This is a genomic window from Streptomyces sparsogenes (genome assembly GCF_001704635.1).
Taxonomy (GTDB): domain Bacteria; phylum Actinomycetota; class Actinomycetes; order Streptomycetales; family Streptomycetaceae; genus Streptomyces; species Streptomyces sparsogenes.
Genome location: NZ_MAXF01000223.1, coordinates 1 through 16,233 on the forward strand (window position 1 = coordinate 1; position 16,233 = coordinate 16,233).

Consider the following 16,233-nt stretch of genomic DNA (forward strand, 5'->3'; position numbering starts at 1 on the left):
TGCGCCGGTCGCTTTCCAGCCAGGCCACATCCTTATGCAGCCACGTCGGCTCGGCGGGCACGTGGTCTTTTTCGGCCGGGCTCGGGCTGGTGTGCTCGCCGGTCAGAGCAATCACTGCCAGGCGCGTTGGATGGCTCGCCGCTCGGCGACGGGGGAGCGGTGTCACCGCTCTCGGTGCAGCACTGCCTCGTTCCTCTGTCCGGACGGAGCTGCCTCGGTAACTGTGCGCAGCTTGTACTGGGTGGGCAGCTCGGGCGGGGCTTGGCGCCGGGTTCCCGGTTCGATCAGTTGTTCACGCTGGTCATCTGCGGGTGGGGTTCTTCTTGCGCGGTGGAAGGGGGCCCGCGTATCTGTGGTGTCTCGCCTACGGCCGAGGGGCGGGGTGCAAGAGTGGCGGGCCTCGGTCAGTGATCATTAGTGGGCAGTTGAGGAGCGGGGTGGGGTTCCGAGTGATCGCTAAAGGCGTGCTGGAGGTCGTGTCAGATGGGTGGCTGTAAGTCACCCGTCCAGTGGAAACGTGATCTGCTTCACGTTGACGGAGGAAACCAGAGGGCCATTAACTCGCTGCGCATTTGAAAATCTTGTGACTCTGGGGTGGGGGCTGTGGAGTTGGGGTGGAGACCGTGGCGTGCGCGAGCGCGAAGACGCTGGTTATTTCCTGTGCTCGGTGGGGCGATCGCGACGGAGATGCTGCTGTCCGTCGTGTCGCCGGTCGCGTCCCTCTCGCCTGCCGCGCATGCGGCGGTGCCAGCCTCGGCGTTGTCGGAGGGGTCGGCGTCTGCGAGGGCAGTGGCATCCGGCGAGCCCGTGGAAGTGACCTCGGCGCGGACTGAGTACTCGCAGACGGTGGCGAACCCGGACGGCACCTTCACCCTTACGCAGTCGACGGAGCCGCAGCGGGCGCGTGCCGTTGACGGTACGTGGCACGACATCGATGTCACGTTGCAGAGGTACCCGGACGGCAGAGTGGGGCCGAAGTCCGCCGTGGTGGAGTTGTCGTTCTCCGGTGGCGGGAGCGGCTCGGGCATGTTGACCATGGGGCGCGGTGAGCAGGAGTTACGGCTGGGCTGGCCCGGCTCGTTGCCGGCGCCGACGCTGGATGGGGCCACCGCCACGTACTCGGATGTTTTTGCGGGGGTGGATCTGCAGCTGACGGCGACGGCCGAGGGCTACCGCGAGGTGCTGGTGGTCAAGACGGCTGAGGCGGCGGCCAACCCGGAGCTGGAGAAGATCAAGCTCACCGCCACTGGGGATGGCCTGAGCGTGGTACCGGGTGCCGGCGGTGGGGTGCGGGCGGTTGACGCGGATGGCAACGCCGTGTTCCGGGGGCCGGCCGGGCGGATGTGGGACTCGGCAGGTGAAGACGCCGTGGGCGCGCGCACTCAGTTCCGGTCGGTACCGTCCGGGAAGCAACGGAGCTTGAGCGACACCAAAGATGAATTGGCTCAGCCGGGCGAAGGTGATGCGACCGCTGAACTGCCGGTGACCGTCGGGAACGGCAGCGTTTCGGTGGAGCCGGACCTGGAGTTGCTGCGGGGGGAGAAGACCGCGTACCCGGTGTTCATCGACCCGTCCGTGGGTCTGGGGGCGTCGGAGTGGACGAAGCTGTCGTCCGACGGGGACAGGTTCTGGAAGTTCGACGAGCCGAAGGGTGTCGGCTTGTGCGGCAACGCGGATGGCTACTACTGCGGGTCGGGCTACCGGGACCGGATGTACTTCGAGTTCGGCGCGTCGAAGCTGGCGGGCAAGCATGTGCTGGACGCGACGTTCCGGGCGTATGAGACGTGGTCGTTCAACTGCACCCCGTACTGGGTGGACCTCGAGCGGACCGACAACATTTCCGAGGGGACGCGCTGGCCGGGTCCGAAGCAGTTGGATCAGATGGGCGACCGCTATGTATCGGCCGGGCGGGGGGATCTGTGCAGCCCGGAGCAGCCGAACAAGTGGATCGAGTTCAACGACAACCCGGACGAGCCGGATGAGAATCTGACCTCCACGGTGCGGTCGTTGGCGGATGGCAAGATTTCCCGGCTGACGCTGATGTTGCGGGCCAAGGACGAGGGCGAGCCGCGGGCCTGGAAGCGGTTCGACTCCAACGCGGAGCTGAAGGTGTGGTATGCGCACAAGCCCGGCGTGCCGACGTCGGTCGGGGCCATCCCGGGCACGGGCACCAAAGCACAGTGCCGTTCTTCATCGGATCCGCTGACGGTGACGGTGGACACGCCAACGGTCCAGGCGCGTGTGCAGACGAAGGTCGAAGCCCATGAGGGCGATGAAGAAGGATCTTTGCAGGCGGAGTTCGTGATGCAGCGCAGCAGCACGGACACGAACTCGGGATCCTGGTCGCAGGTGTGGAGCGATTACAAGCCGGACAGTGGCTGGGATCCGGACGGTACGCTGGAGAAGACGACGACGGACAAGCGGGCCGATGGCGGGCTGTACCGGTTTCGGGCACGGACCCAGTCGCACTGGGCGTACAACGGCAAGTCGGGCGATCTATTCTCGCCCTACTCGGCATGGTGTTATCTGCGGATCGACTCCACCGCGCCCAGGGTGCCGGACATCGTTCCCGGCGCCCCGTACACCGAGTGCACGGCCAACGACTGCGCAGCACACGGTGGCCCGGGCAAGCCGGGGACTTTCACCTTCAAACCGAACACGGCCGACAAGGACGTGAAGGCATACCGGTGGCGGTTGCTGACCTCGGATGCCGATGCGACCAAGCGGGTGAGCGCCCCGACCACGAATGCTTCGGTGCAGGTGAAGGATGTCAAGCCTGGTTTGCCTGGCACGCAGACGCTGTCGGTGGAGGCCAGTGATCTGAAGCTGGACAAGGAAGGGCGGGTGCGCTGGGGACCTCCTGCGGAACTGGCCTTCAAGGTGGCGGCTGCTCCCGGGCCGACCGGGCGGTGGCGCTTCGACGACGGCGGCCCCGGGTCGGGGCTGACGGTGGCGAAGGACACCGGCGAGGTGGGCACCCGCCACAACCTCGTACTGCGGGACGAGGCCGGCACTGGCTGGTCGACTCTCGCCAGGCGAGGTGCTGGCGACTATTCGCTGCGTCTGAACGACAACCTGAGCGATCCATCCCGGCAGGTGGGCTATGCCTCGACGGATGGCGCGGCCGTGAACACGCAGGATTCGTTCACCGTCTCCGCCTGGGCGTATCTGACCGACGCGTCGACGAACCATGTGGTGTTGTCGGCGCCGGGGGAGTACGGCTCGGCACTCACCCTGTACTACTCGACCGCTTACAAGAAGTGGGTCTTCAACCGGACCGACCGGGACAAGAACGATCCGGTGTACATCCGCTCGCTGGCGGATGCGGAAAGTCCTCCCTTGCGGGTGTGGACACACCTGACCGGCGTCTTCGACACACAAAACGACGCCGACAAGAGCAACGACACGATCCAGCTGTTTATCAACGGACGCCCCCAGGGCGACCCGATCGTCCTGGCCGACGTGGCGCCCACGTACGAGCCGTGGACGGCCGACCGCAACCTGATGATCGGACGTTCCAAGGTGGCAGGAGCGTACGGCGAGTACTTCCTGGGCCGCGTCGATGAGATCGCAGTCTGGCAGGACACTCGCACTCCTGAGCAGATCCGGGAAGAAGACCGGCTGGACAAGGACGGAGTACCCGCCAACGAACTGGTGGCGCACTGGGATGCCACCATCTCCCAGGGCAGTCAAGTGATCGAGAGCCCGGAGGATCCGGACGACCCGGCCAGCACCACATTCCCCTACCGGCACGGCCCCATGACACTGTCCGGGTCAGGCGCGGCACTCACGGGCGAGGACGCGACGGCGCTGGTGCTCAACGGCAGCTCTGGGTACGCCTCGGCAACGGGTCCGGTGGTTGATGAGACAGGCTCGTTCACAGTGTCGGCGCGGGTGCGACTGAACAAGGCGCTGCTGGCGGCCAAGCCGGTCGGCTACCGGGGGCTGGTTGCCGCGCAGGCCACACCGGTCGGCAAGGAGTCGTCGTGGGCGTTGTGGGTGGAGAAACCCGCGGAAAATGTCTACTGGTGGAAGTTCGGGCGAACCTCGGTGGACAGCAACGGCAAGGTCACTGACACGGCGATTGACATGGGCCAGGAGCCGGTCGGTGACAAGGAGTGGGACACCTGGGTGGATGTGACCGGTGTCTTCGACTCCGGGCTTCCTTTCACGGGGAGCGATGGCAGTGAACGCTTTGGCGCGGCACAGCTTTTCATTGGCCAGTTCGCCCAGCAGGGCGGTGATGACCTCGGGCTGGATACGGTCCAGCGGGGTGGCGGGTCCCTCTCGGCGGGCCGGGGCTCGGGTGGCGGCGCCACGGGCCATTACCTTCCGGGGGACCTGGCGAAGGTGCGCGTTTGGGTCGGCGCGATGACGCGCGACCAGGTGATGTCCCAGATCGCACAGCCAACGACCTAGGGTCCTGTCTTCCTTCCTCTCTTCTGCTGACCTTTGACGGTGTGCGGGCGCGTCGGCGCCCGCACACGAGGAGACTTGTCATGAACCAGTTCGGGTCCGGCATGCCTCGGATAGGCGGCACGGCACGCAGGAGACGGTCCTGGGAGAGACGGCTCGCCGTCTTGGCGGGGTTCGCCCTGGTGCCGGGGCTGCTGTCTCCGGTCGCTTTTGCTGACGAGCCGGATCCACTCGGCAAGCCGAAGCTGACGGCACCCCGCTCCTCAACGGTCTCCCCGCTGACCAAAAAGGCGAACGACAAGAACGCCCGCGTGGTCAAGGCATCCGAAGCCGCCGACCGAGCCGCGGCCAAGCAGGCGAGGGCGGATCAGAGCCGTTCGGTGACGTGGCCGCGGGAGGGCCAGGAGACTCTCACGCTAGGCACCGAGAAATCCGTTAAGGCGAATCCAGGCGCCCTCCCGGTGACATTAACTGCACCCAGCCTCGGCAGGGATGGGAAGAAGGAACGCATCGCCGAGACCGTCACGGTCAAGGTTCTGGGCCAGGAGGCAGCCAGCAGGCTCGGGGTCAAGGGCGTCGTGCTCACCGCCACGGGGCCCGCGGACGGGGGCAGGGCCCGGCTCAGCGTCGACTACTCGGCCTTCGCGTCCGCTTACGGAGGCGACTGGGCCGGACGGCTCCAACTCGTGAAGCTTCCGGACTGCGCGCTGAAAGACCCCGCACAAGCGCACTGCCGAAGCCGCGAGACCGTGCCTTTCACCAATGACCGGGATGGCCGGCGTCTCGAGACCACGTTGTCCTTTGCCTCCGCACCCGCGGGCCAGTCAGTGGTGCTGGCCCTGGCAGCCGGGACCAAGTCGGGGTCCGGCGACTACAAGGCCACTCCGCTCGCGGCCTCATCGACCTGGGAGGCCGGCGGCTCGTCAGGCAGCTTCACCTGGTCGTACCCGTTGCGGACCCCGCCCGCCGCGGCGGGGCCGTCACCGGACCTGTCGATCTCCTACGACTCGGGCAGCGTGGACGGGCGCACCGCGTCCACGAACAACCAGGGGACCGCCATCGGTGAGGGCTTTGACCTCACTTCGTCCTTCATCGAGCGCAAGTACGGCTCCTGTGACGACGACGGGCAGGACGACAAGTACGACCTGTGCTGGAAGTACGACAACGCCTCCCTCGTCCTGAACGGCAAGGCCACCGAGCTGGTCAAGGACGACACCAGTGGCCGGTGGCGGCTGAAGAACGACGACGCTTCCACCGTGGAGCACCACACCGGCGCCGAGAACGGTGACGACAACGGCGAGTACTGGACCGTCACCACCGGCGACGGCACGGTCTACTCCTTCGGCCTCAACAAGCTCGACGGGGCCGGCGCGGATGACCGCACCGCTTCGGTGTGGACCGTGCCGGTCTTCGGAGACGACGAGGGGGAGCCCGGCTACGCGGATGGCAGCAGTTTCTCGGGCAGAGACAAGAAGCAGGCCTGGCGGTGGAACCTCGACCTGGTCGAGGACACCCACGGCAACGCCATGACCTACTGGTACAAGGCCGAGGAGAACAACTACGACAAGCTCGGCGACGAGAACACCGGCACCGGGTACACCCGCGGTGGCTACCTGAAGGAGATCCGCTACGGCCAGCGCAAGGATGCCCTGTTCTCCGCAGCCCCCGCCGCCTCCAACAAGGTCGTCTTCGACTACGCCGAGCGCTGCCTGGCCTCCGGCACCGGCTGCGACTCGCTCACCAAGGACACCCGCGACAACTGGCCGGACGTGCCCTTCGACGCGGTGTGCAAGGACGACGACAAGTGCACCGGAAACGTCGGCCCCTCCTTCTTCACCCGCAAGAGGATGACAAGCATCACCACCTACGCGTGGAACGCCGCAGCCTCCACCCCCGGCTATGCCGCCGTCGACACCTGGACACTGAAGCAGCTCTACCTCGACCCGGGCGACACCGGCGACACCGCTGACCAGTCCCTGTGGCTGGACGAGATCAAGCACACCGGAAAACACGGCAGCGATCTGGCCCTGGACCCGGTGAAGTTCACCCACGTCTTCCTGCCCAACCGCGTCGACGGGCCGAGCGACGACATCCTCTCCCTCGACAAGCCGCGCCTGAAGACAGTCACCTCCGAGGCTGGGGCCCAGACCATCGTCAGCTATGCGAAGGCCGACTGCGTGGCCGGGCAGACGATGCCCAAGGCCGACGAGAACACCCACCTCTGCTACCCGGTCTACTGGTCGCCGAACGGCGAGAAGAACCCGGTCCTGGACTGGTTCCAGAAGTACCCCGTCACCGCCGTGTCCACCACCGACCCATACGGCGGCTCGGAGGCCGTGCAGAACACCTACAGCTATGAGGACGGGGGTGCCGCCTGGCACTACAACGACGACCCGATGACCCCGGCCAAGGAACGCACCTGGTCCATCTGGCGCGGCTTCGAGAAGGTCACCCACCTCACAGGGGACCGTGACAACACGCAGCTGAAGACAGTCACCGTCTATCTGCGCGGGATGAACGGCGACCGCGTCCTGGGCACGGACGGCAAGACGCCCGACCCGGACAAGCGCAGGCAGGCCAAGGTCACCGGCATCAAGGGCGAGGCCATCACCGACTCGGACCAGTACGCCGGGTTCACCCGCGAGACCGTCACCTACAAAGGGGACACCGAGGTGACGGGCGTGATCAACGACCCGTGGTCCAAGCGCACCGCCACCCAGCACAAGTCGTACGCCGACACCGAGGCCTACTACGTCCGCACCGCCGCCACCCACACCCGCACCCGCATCACCAGCGGCCTCACCCCCGTGGACCGTGTGCGGACCACCGCCACCACGTACGACGACTACGGCATGGCCCAGACGGTCGAGGACCGCGGCGATGACGCCAAATCAAAGGACGAGACCTGCACCCGCACCTGGTACGCGCGCAACGATGACAAGGGCATCAACGCGCTGGTCTCCCGCACCCGCACCACCTCACAGCCCTGCGACACCTCTGATGCCGATCTGGATTTGCCCGCGGACGCCGACCGTCAGGGCGACGTCATCTCCGACACGGCCATCGCCTACGACACCACCACCTGGAACGCGTCGCAGAAACCCACCAAGGGCGAGGCCCAGTGGACCGGGCGGGCCAAGGGTTACGGGACCGACAACACCCCCGCATGGCAGCAGACCGCCACCACCACCTACGACAGTCTCGGCCGTCCCACCGTGGTGAAGGACGCGCTGGACCGCAAGATCACCACCACGGAGTACACACCGACCAGCGCCGGACCCTTGACGTCGACCACCGTGGCTGACGCCAAGAGCTTCAAGACCACCACAGCCCTCGACTTCGCCACCGGAGCCGCGCTCAAGGTCACCGACCCGAATAACAAGATCACCGAGAGCGAGTACGACGCGCTCGGCCGGGTCACCAATGTATGGCTGCCGAATCATCTGAAGGTTCTGTTCAAAAACCCCAGCCTGGCTTACGCCTACCACTTCAACAGCACGTCGCTGCCCTGGATCTCCACCAGCACCCTCAAAGGCGACAGCTCCGGGTACAACACCACTTACGAGATCTACGACTCGCTCCTGCGTGCCCGCCAGGTCCAGTCACCCACCCCGGTCGGCGGACGGCTGATTGGCCTGACTCTGTATGACGACCGGGGACTTGCGGTCAGCTCTCAGGCGGACATCTGGGACGAGACCGCGTCCCCCTCGGGCACACCCGTGCAAACTGAGGGCAGCCAAGCCCCTGTCCAGACCGACACGACTTACGACGGCGCCGGGCGGGCCACCAAGACGGTCACCAAGAACTACGGCGTCACCCGCTGGACCACCGAGACCACCTACACCGGCGACACCGTCACCACCAGCGCCCCCGCCGGCGGCCAGGGCGTCGCCGAGGTCACCGATGTCCGCGGGCAGACCACCGAGCGCCGCGAGTACGCGAGCCCCAAGCCGACCGGCTCCGAATTCGCCACCACCGGCTTCACCTACACCCCCGGCGGCCTGCAGAAGACCATCACCGGTCCGGACAAGGCCACCTGGTCCTACTCCTACGACCTGGCCGGACGGCAGGTCGAGGCAGACGACCCGGACAAGGGCAAGACCACCACCAGCTACAACGCCCTCGACCAGGTCACCAGCAGCACCAACGCCGAGAAGCAGACCCTCGTCTACGACTATGACGAACTCGGCCGCAAGACGGGCATGTGGAGTGGCACCAAGACGGATGCCAACAAGCTCGCCGCCTGGACCTTCGACACTCTGGCCAAGGGGCAGCAGGACACAGCCGTCCGCTATGACGGAGGCGTGGCCGGCAAGGCGTACACGCGGAAAGTGACCGAGTACGACAGCCTCTACCAGGTCAAGGGCAGCGAGCTCACGCTGCCCGACGAGGATCCGCTCGTCAAGGCGGGAGTACCCAAGACCCTGGCCTTCACCACCGGCTACCGCCTCGACGGCACCATCAGCCAGAGTCGTGAACCGGCCGTCGGCGGACTCGCCGCCGAGACCGTCTCCTACACCTACAACGCCACCGGACAGCAGCTCACTTCCCTGGGCACCACCGGATACCTCCAAGGCGCCACCTTCTCTCCGCAAGGTGACCTGCGGCAGCTGACTGTGGGCATGTCCGGGACCAGCTCGGCGAAGAAGGCCTACCTCAACTACGACTACGAGCCCGGCACCCGCCGCCTGACCCGCTCCTACGTCACCGACGACGTGCACGGCTACATGCCGCAGGAGCTGAAGTTCACCCAGGACGACGCGGGCAACGTCACCTCCATCTTCGACAGCACGACACTCGGCGGCACCGGCAAGGCCGACTACCAGTGCTTCGCCTACGACGGCTACCGCCGCATGACCGAGGCCTGGACCCCGGCCACCGCCAACTGCGCCACCACCGGCCGCACCACCGCCAACCTCGCCGGCGCCGCCCCCTACTGGACCAGCTACCACTACAACACCGCAGGCCAGCGGGACGAGCAGACCGAACACACCACAGTCGGCGACACCAAAACCACCTACACCTACGGCACCCAGACCGGCCAGCCCCACCCCCTCACCAAAACCGAAACCAACGGCGGCACACCCCGCACCTACACCTACGACAAGACCGGCAACACCACCGGCCGCCCCGGCACCCAGACCACCCAGACCCTGACCTGGAACCCCGAAGGCAAACTCGCCACCACCACCGAACCCGCAGCCGGCAGCAAATCCGCCACCGCCACCGGCTACCTCTACGACGCCGACGGCGAACTCCTCATCCGCCGCGCCACCACCACCGACGGCGACACCGTCCTCTACCTCGGCGCCACCGAAGTACGCCTCACCGTCAAGGGCGGCACCAAGACCCTGTCCGGCACCCGCTACTACACGGCCAACGGCCAGACCATCGCCGTGCGCACCGCCAGCACGGCGACCACCGGCACCAAACTGTCCTTCCTGGCCGCCGACCACCACGGCACCTCCAGCATCGCCCTGGACGCCACCACCTACGCCATCACCAAGCGCTACACCACCCCCTTCGGCGCCCCACGCGGCGAGAAACCACAAGCCTGGCCCGACGACAAATCCTTCCTCGGCAAACCTGCCGACACCACCACTGGCCTCACCCACATCGGCGCCCGCGAATACGACCCGAACATCGGCCGCTTCATCTCAGTCGACCCGGTCATGGACCTGACCGACCCCCAGCAGATCAGCGGATACACCTACGCAAACAACACACCCGTCACGATGAGCGACCCCACGGGGACGTGCCCCGAAGAGGCGTGCGAGGGGAGAGGTCCATTAGGACCCAGGGGGGGCGGAACCGGCGACGGAGGTGGCGGACACCGAGGCGGTGGGCACCCCAGCCGGGGGCACGGCGGCGCAGGCGGCGGTGGTAACGGTGGCCACAAAGGCACCGCGTCCACATCCTCATCCACCCCGATCCCCAGGCCCAGCGCAGGACCCCCGCCGAAACCCGGCCCCTACAAGGACACGAAGGTCAATACAGGGATATTTGGATTCTTCTCGAGCGTGGCGAAAACAGCCGTGGACCTCGCCCTCCCGGACCCGAGCGAGTGGGAGAAGTGCGGGAGCTTCGAGCTTTCCGGCTGTTTCTGGGCGGCAACCGACCTCCCCACACCCGGTAAGGCATTCAAGGGGCTGAAGCTCTTCAAGAAGGGGCGCAAGGCAGAAAAGGAGGCTGATGACGCAGCAGACGCTCTCGAAGAAGCAGCCCGAAGGTGCCACAGTTTCACTGCGGGAACAGAGGTCGAACTCGCCGATGGGGGAAATAAGCCCATCGAGAACGTCAAGGTCGGCGACAAAGTACTCGCCACCGACCCTCAGACAGGAAAAACCACCGCACGTCCCGTCGTCGCTACCATCGTCACCAAAGACGACAAAGAATTCACTGACCTCACGATCAACACGGACGCCGGCCCCGCATCCATCATCGCCACCGACACCCACCCCTTCTGGGTAACCAGTGACAACCGCTGGGCAGACGCCGGAGACCTGACCGCCGGCATGAAGCTCCGCACGAACACCGGCGCCACGGTCACCGTCACCGCCGTACGCCACTTCACCAAGCAACAACGCACCTACGACCTCACCGTCGACAGCATCCACACGTACTATGTACTCGCGGGCGGGACGCCGGTGCTCGTGCACAACACTGGGTGCGACTTTATCTCCGGAGCCATTCCCGATGCGGCGGACATCGATCGTGGTTCGTTGGTCAAGATCAGGGAGAAGCAACTCGAGAAGGCTCTCAAGAGCGTCGATGAGGACCCGCACGGCTTCAAGGCCGACTGGGTTGGGAAGAATAATGTGTCGAGATTCGATGCGATGCGCGACGGCGACAGCAGGCTCATTCTCGTAAGCAAGGATGGAAAGATCTTGGTTCCGACGAATTACAGGTACGTGCCATGAGTCCATTTCGCATGTATCTCAGGGTGGTCAGCAAGTCTTTGCAACCGGAGGAAATCTCCAATAGGCTAGGAGTGGAGCCCGACGAGTCGACGTCGATCGGAAGTCGCAGGCACCCGCAGTCGCCTCCGCGGTCGCATGCGACCTGGATTCGACATGCGGGGGAGACGGGAGGCTACGCGAGGCCAGAGGATCTGGAACCGGTGGTCGTCGGGTGGGGGATGGATCTCGCCAATTCTCTCGGGCGACTCGCCGACTCCGGGGAAGCCATCGTTTCTCTGGAGATTGTCCAGGAGATCAGAGACATCGACGACCCACAGCAGAAAGGCATTTTCCTTGGGGTCGACCTGCTGTCCTGGATGGGTACAGCCAGGGCATCGCTCGACATCGATCAGTACGTCTACCACGAGTGCGGCCATGAATCGGACAGTGCCGTTCCCTAACCTCGATCTTTCTTGACGGTCCGCCGACGGAGTCGGTGGACCGTTTTCGTGCCGTGGGCTGAGGCTGTGCAGGCCGAAGACCCGAGTGCCGCCTCGGGATGGCGCCGGATTCCACTGCTCCGGGTGTTGAGGTGCTGTCGAAGGGACGGGGAATCCGCTGGTCAGCCAGGGTCGGGCAGTTGGGTGAGCCGGTCGAGGGCTGCGGTGATGTGACCGGTCCAGGGCCAGTGCCGGGCCAGGCGGAGGATTCGCCGACGGCCGGTGGTCACGAGCTGTCCGGCCGTGGTGAACAAGCGGAGCCGTCGTCGGCGGGGCTCCCAGAGCCTGGCCTTGCCGGTCAGAGTGAGCATCGGCATCCAGGCCAGCAGGTCGAGAGCGATCTGCATGATCTCCGGCCAGATCCGGTTCTGGGCCGTGCGGTGCAGGGGCAGGTTGCGCAGGCCGGTGGCCCGGGCGGCGCGGATGCGGTCCTCGGCCCGGGCCCGCAGTCGGTGACGGCGCTCGAGCTCGGCGATCGGCCGGCCCAAGGTGTTGGTGGCAAAACAGGTCAGCCGCATGCCCTCCGGCCAGCCGTCCAGAACATCGCCGGTGAGTTCAGCGACCCAGGCGCCGTCACGGATCTCGCCGTCCGCCTCGACGGCCGCAGTCCAAGCCGATGCCGGAACCCTCAGCACATGCTGGTGGATCCCCTCGGTGATCACCATGCCGACCGAGTAGGACAGCCACCGTCCCCGCCGGGCGAGCCAGGCGACGAAGTCGTGGGTGCCGCCCGCGGAGTCGGTGCGGATCAGGGTCCGGCGCCCGCGCCGATACCTCTTCGGCAGCTGGACCAGGGCCAGTTGGGCGGCGGTGATGTGGTCGGTGGCCGTGTTCGATCCCGCATTGCCTGCTCTGAGCAGGGCCGCGACCGGTTCACCCGTGCCGCCCGGTCCGTGGTCGACGAACCCCATCAGCGGGTGGTGGCCGTAGGTTCGCTTCCACGTGGGTGCGGCGTCCTCCTTGTCCGAGTGCGCGATCACCAGCACCCCGTCGAGGTCCACGGTCACCGTCCCGCCCGCATCAGGCGCTGTCCGGCCGGCCAACCGCCAGACATGTCGGCGGACTTCAGTCCCCGCCCAGCGCGACCGCCAGCGCCACGTCCAGCAGGATCTTGCCCGGATCGTGCACCGTCCGAGCCTTCCGCCACGGCGTCAGCGCCGCCGATATCGCGGTGTCCAAGCCGGCCTTGCGGACGGTCTCGATCAGCAGCACGCCCCCGGCCTGCGAGACCACCGCCCGGCCGCCGCCCTCCATGCGGACACGCGGGTACGACCCGATACGCTTCTTCACCTGGAGAGTGCTTCTTTCCGTGCAGCCAACAGGACCCTAGACAAGTCCCATCGTTGCAGGTCAGGAGCACTCTCCGCTTATTTGATCAAGCCTCGGACACCCCACCTCGTGAAAGCGCGAGGCTAACGAGCTCGTGCACGGTTGGCGGTGGCACGTCGCAACCTTGATCGTTGATCATGGTCGGTGTGGTGGGGAACTGGGTACGTGTAGCAATCATGCGAAGCCAGCGGATCACAGGGCTGGCGCCCGAAGTGATCGCCGAACTGGTCGCCGAGATCGGCCCGTTGTGGCCCGAGCGGCACCAAGCTGGTCTCGCGTCGCGTCCCCGTCGCCGGGCCGTGGGTGCCGGGGCGAAACACAAGTTGGTCTTCGTCGATCGGCTCTTGGCCACCCTCGTCCACCTTCGTCATGGCGCCACCCATGACGCTGGTTTGGTGTCGACCGCTCCACCATCACGCGCGCAATTGGTGAAGTACGACCACTGTTGGCGATGCGCGGCTGCACCTGAAGGGTGTCTTTATTCCAATCAGGCTGCTGAGCTGGGCGTTTCCTGTGGAGGATGCGGCAGCCGGGGTGGCATGGTGTGGTACTCGTTGAGCAGTCCGCCAAGTACCTGCTGGCGCCTGACCCCGGCAGAGGACAGGGGGATGACGTTCGGGTCGTCGTCGGGTGCTCGTAGGTCGAGGCTGCGGTGGGCTCGTCCCCCGTTGTAGTGCTCCGCGTACGTGGTGAGGACCGTGCGCAGGTGTCGTTCGCCAGTGATGAGGAGGCGGTCGGTGCATTCGGTGCGGGCTGTGCGTATCCATCGTTCGGCGAACGCGTTTGACCGGGGGCTTTGCGGCGGGGTCGGGATGACGGCTGTGCCGTTGCCGACGAAGACGGCGTCGAAGGCGGCGGTGAACTTGCTGTCCCGGTCCCGGATGAGGAACCGGAAGCACTCAGCCCTCTCCTCGAGATCCATGAGCAGGTTGCGGGCGAGCTGGGTGACCCATGCGCCGGTCGGGTGGGCGGTGACACCCAGGACGTGAACGCGCCGGGTCTTGATCTCCATGACGAAGAAGACATAGAGACGTCTGAGGAAGACGGTCTCTACGTGCATGAAATCGCAAGCGAGCAGTGTGTGGGCTTGGGTTCGGAGGAAGGAGCGCCAGGTCTGCTGGGAGGCGCGCTGCGGTGCGGGGGGTGGACCGGAGCGGTGCAGAACGCGTCGGATAGTCGCAGCGGCGACCCGATGACCAAGCCGACGCAACTCCCCTTGGATCCTGACGTACCCCCAGGTCGGGTTCTCTCTCGCCAGGCGCTGGATGAGCGCGACCGTCTCTTCCGGCAATGGTGGACGACCGGGTCTGACCGGTGCTTGGCTCCATTTCCAGCGCACCAGACGGCGGTGCCAGGTCAGCAGTGTGCCCGGGGTGACCAGTCGATGGCGGCGTAAGGCGGGTGGCAGATGCCGTGCGGGAGCGGAGAGCACGGCACGATCAGCCCATGAGAGCCGCGGCCGCTGTACCTGCCGACGAAGCACAGCGACCTCATGACGAAGGGCAAGGATCTCGGCGTTGTTCGCGGCCGTCGAGCGGCCCAGCAACAGGAAGCAGCCCAGTAGTCGACAGAAAATCAGGTAAAACAGCCGCAGACCCACGATCACTGATCATGCCCACCCTTGGGCGATCGCAAAGCCCCAGGTCAACCACCATACGGCAATAAAGACACCCTTCACGTCCTCACCGCCTGGGCCGCCGCCGGAACATGACCACCCAGAACCGCGAAACACGAGGGGAACGAGAAGACCAGCCTGCCGCAACGATCAACACCCCGACCAGCCCAAACAGCAAATAGGCAACAGGGTCGGGCAGCGCCGAACTCGCTGTGGATGCGCCTGTCCCCCCAGATGGGGTTCTCCCATGCCGGTCTGGGCATGCGTCAGGCGGGCACGTCGCTCAAGTCCTGGATGCGGGCTTGTATCAGGGGCAGGATCTCGGTCGTGGCTCGTTCGACGGAGGCGACGAGTACCTCGGCATTGAGCTTACGGTGGGGTACGTGAGCGAGTTTGTCGCGTAGTGCGATGGGGCCGCCGTATGCCTGAACCACCGTTCCGGGGGATGCTTGCTTGAGCATCTCACCGAAGGTGAGCATGCAGTAGGCCAGAGCGAGGAGCCGCTCGTCGCCTGGTTTTGGTGTTCCCCCGTGGAGGATGGTGCGCGCTCGGTCGAGTGCTGCTGAGGCGTCGGTCAGGCCTAGCAGTTCGCGGTGTTCCCGGTCGGTGCGTGCGTTGGTCACGCTGCCCCGCGCAGGTCGCTCAGAGGTTCGGCCTCCTCGACCTCCACACCGGGGCCGCGCGGGACGACTTCCACGAGGGCGCCGAGCATGCTGGACAGGTCCGTCTCGAAACTGGTGACGTCGAAGTAGGAGCGGTCGGGGTCCAGGGTTGCCACGAGCTCTCCGGGCTCGGCGCTCAGGGCGAAGCAGTGCAGGCCGTGGCGACGCCCGAGCTGGTGGATCGTCGCGGCATTCGCGCGAAGCACTGCGGTGGTGGCTCGCCTCACAGCCCGTCCTCCTTCACTCCACATCGTCGAGCGCCAGGATCGACGTGCGACCAGAATATCGTGCGGTGTGGTGCCAGGATGGTACTTGGGGCCGAGGGAGCGGGGTACGTCGTGTTTCTGGGGCGTACGGGAGCGCATGACCCTGAACAGATCGCTACCGTACGCTACGGCTGGTTGCGGAAAGTGGTCGCTGCTGGGGGTCAAGGGGTCGCAGGTTCAAATCCTGTCGTCCCGACCAGCGTTTTCGCAGGTCGGAGGCCGTTTCCGCGGACAGCGGAGGCGGCCTTAGCCGTTTCCGGGCTGGGAGCAAGTGGGAGCCCTCTGGGAGCCCTCGTGCTCCCAACTCGCAGACGTGTCAACGGTGCCCGATTCGTCCGTCACCCGATCCGGTAGACCTACAGCGCCGTACCGCGCCCCCACGCGCCGTCGTCAACAAGGGTCCCGCGGGGCCACCCGATCGATCTGGATGTCTCGTGCATCGAGAGGCATAAGGACCCCTTGTCGGCTCTCGAGCACCTTTCGCGGTGGGAGCACGATGCCGTGCTCCCCATGCGACGGGGGAGGGCGAACCACTCCTGCTCTCTT

The 16,233-nt window shown here is 66.1% G+C and carries 6 protein-coding genes and 1 pseudogene; 3 read left to right on the forward strand and 4 right to left on the reverse strand.

Going from position 1 to position 16,233, the window contains the following annotated elements:
• Window positions 1-687 precede the first annotated feature (687 nt).
• The 3 genes from BBH68_RS37265 to BBH68_RS37275 all read left to right on the forward strand — a co-directional run bounded on the left by BBH68_RS37265 (window position 688) and on the right by BBH68_RS37275 (window position 11,776).
• Complete coding sequence (locus BBH68_RS37265; RefSeq protein WP_079151445.1) at window positions 688-4,419, forward strand: LamG-like jellyroll fold domain-containing protein; 3,732 nt, start codon at window positions 688-690, stop codon at window positions 4,417-4,419.
• Between the two features lie 80 nt (window positions 4,420-4,499).
• A complete protein-coding gene (locus tag BBH68_RS37270; RefSeq protein ID WP_079151444.1) occupies window positions 4,500-11,336 on the forward strand; it encodes a polymorphic toxin-type HINT domain-containing protein in 6,837 nt (2,278 codons plus the stop codon).
• 11 nt (window positions 11,337-11,347) lie between these two features.
• A complete protein-coding gene (locus tag BBH68_RS37275) occupies window positions 11,348-11,776 on the forward strand; it encodes a DUF4279 domain-containing protein (RefSeq protein ID WP_245738498.1) in 429 nt (142 codons plus the stop codon).
• 161 nt (window positions 11,777-11,937) lie between these two features.
• Here the strand turns inward: BBH68_RS37275 and BBH68_RS37280 are convergent.
• The 4 genes and pseudogenes from BBH68_RS37280 to BBH68_RS37295 all read right to left on the reverse strand — a co-directional run bounded on the left by BBH68_RS37280 (window position 11,938) and on the right by BBH68_RS37295 (window position 15,648).
• Window positions 11,938-13,105 (reverse strand): annotated as a pseudogene (locus BBH68_RS37280) (IS1380 family transposase).
• A gap of 526 nt (window positions 13,106-13,631) precedes the next feature.
• Window positions 13,632-14,744: an integrase core domain-containing protein gene (locus BBH68_RS37285; protein WP_065968353.1), complete on the reverse strand. Its 1,113-nt coding sequence runs from the start codon at window positions 14,742-14,744 to the stop codon at window positions 13,632-13,634.
• Between the two features lie 281 nt (window positions 14,745-15,025).
• On the reverse strand, window positions 15,026-15,382 hold the full coding sequence (locus tag BBH68_RS37290) for a hypothetical protein (RefSeq protein WP_065968350.1): 357 nt from the start codon (window positions 15,380-15,382) through the stop codon (window positions 15,026-15,028).
• Window positions 15,379-15,648, reverse strand: a complete 270-nt coding sequence (locus BBH68_RS37295; protein ID WP_141713157.1) for a hypothetical protein — start codon at window positions 15,646-15,648, stop codon at window positions 15,379-15,381. The genes BBH68_RS37290 and BBH68_RS37295 overlap by 4 nt, the downstream gene beginning before the upstream one ends.
• Window positions 15,649-16,233 lie beyond the last annotated feature (585 nt).

Coding starts and splice junctions, on each gene's coding strand:
- BBH68_RS37270 (WP_079151444.1), top strand. CDS start 4,500: ATGAACCAGTTCGGGTCCGGCATGCCTCGGATAGGCGGCACGGCACGC.
- BBH68_RS37275 (WP_245738498.1), top strand. CDS start 11,348: ATGTATCTCAGGGTGGTCAGCAAGTCTTTGCAACCGGAGGAAATCTCC.
- BBH68_RS37265 (WP_079151445.1), top strand. CDS start 688: ATGCTGCTGTCCGTCGTGTCGCCGGTCGCGTCCCTCTCGCCTGCCGCG.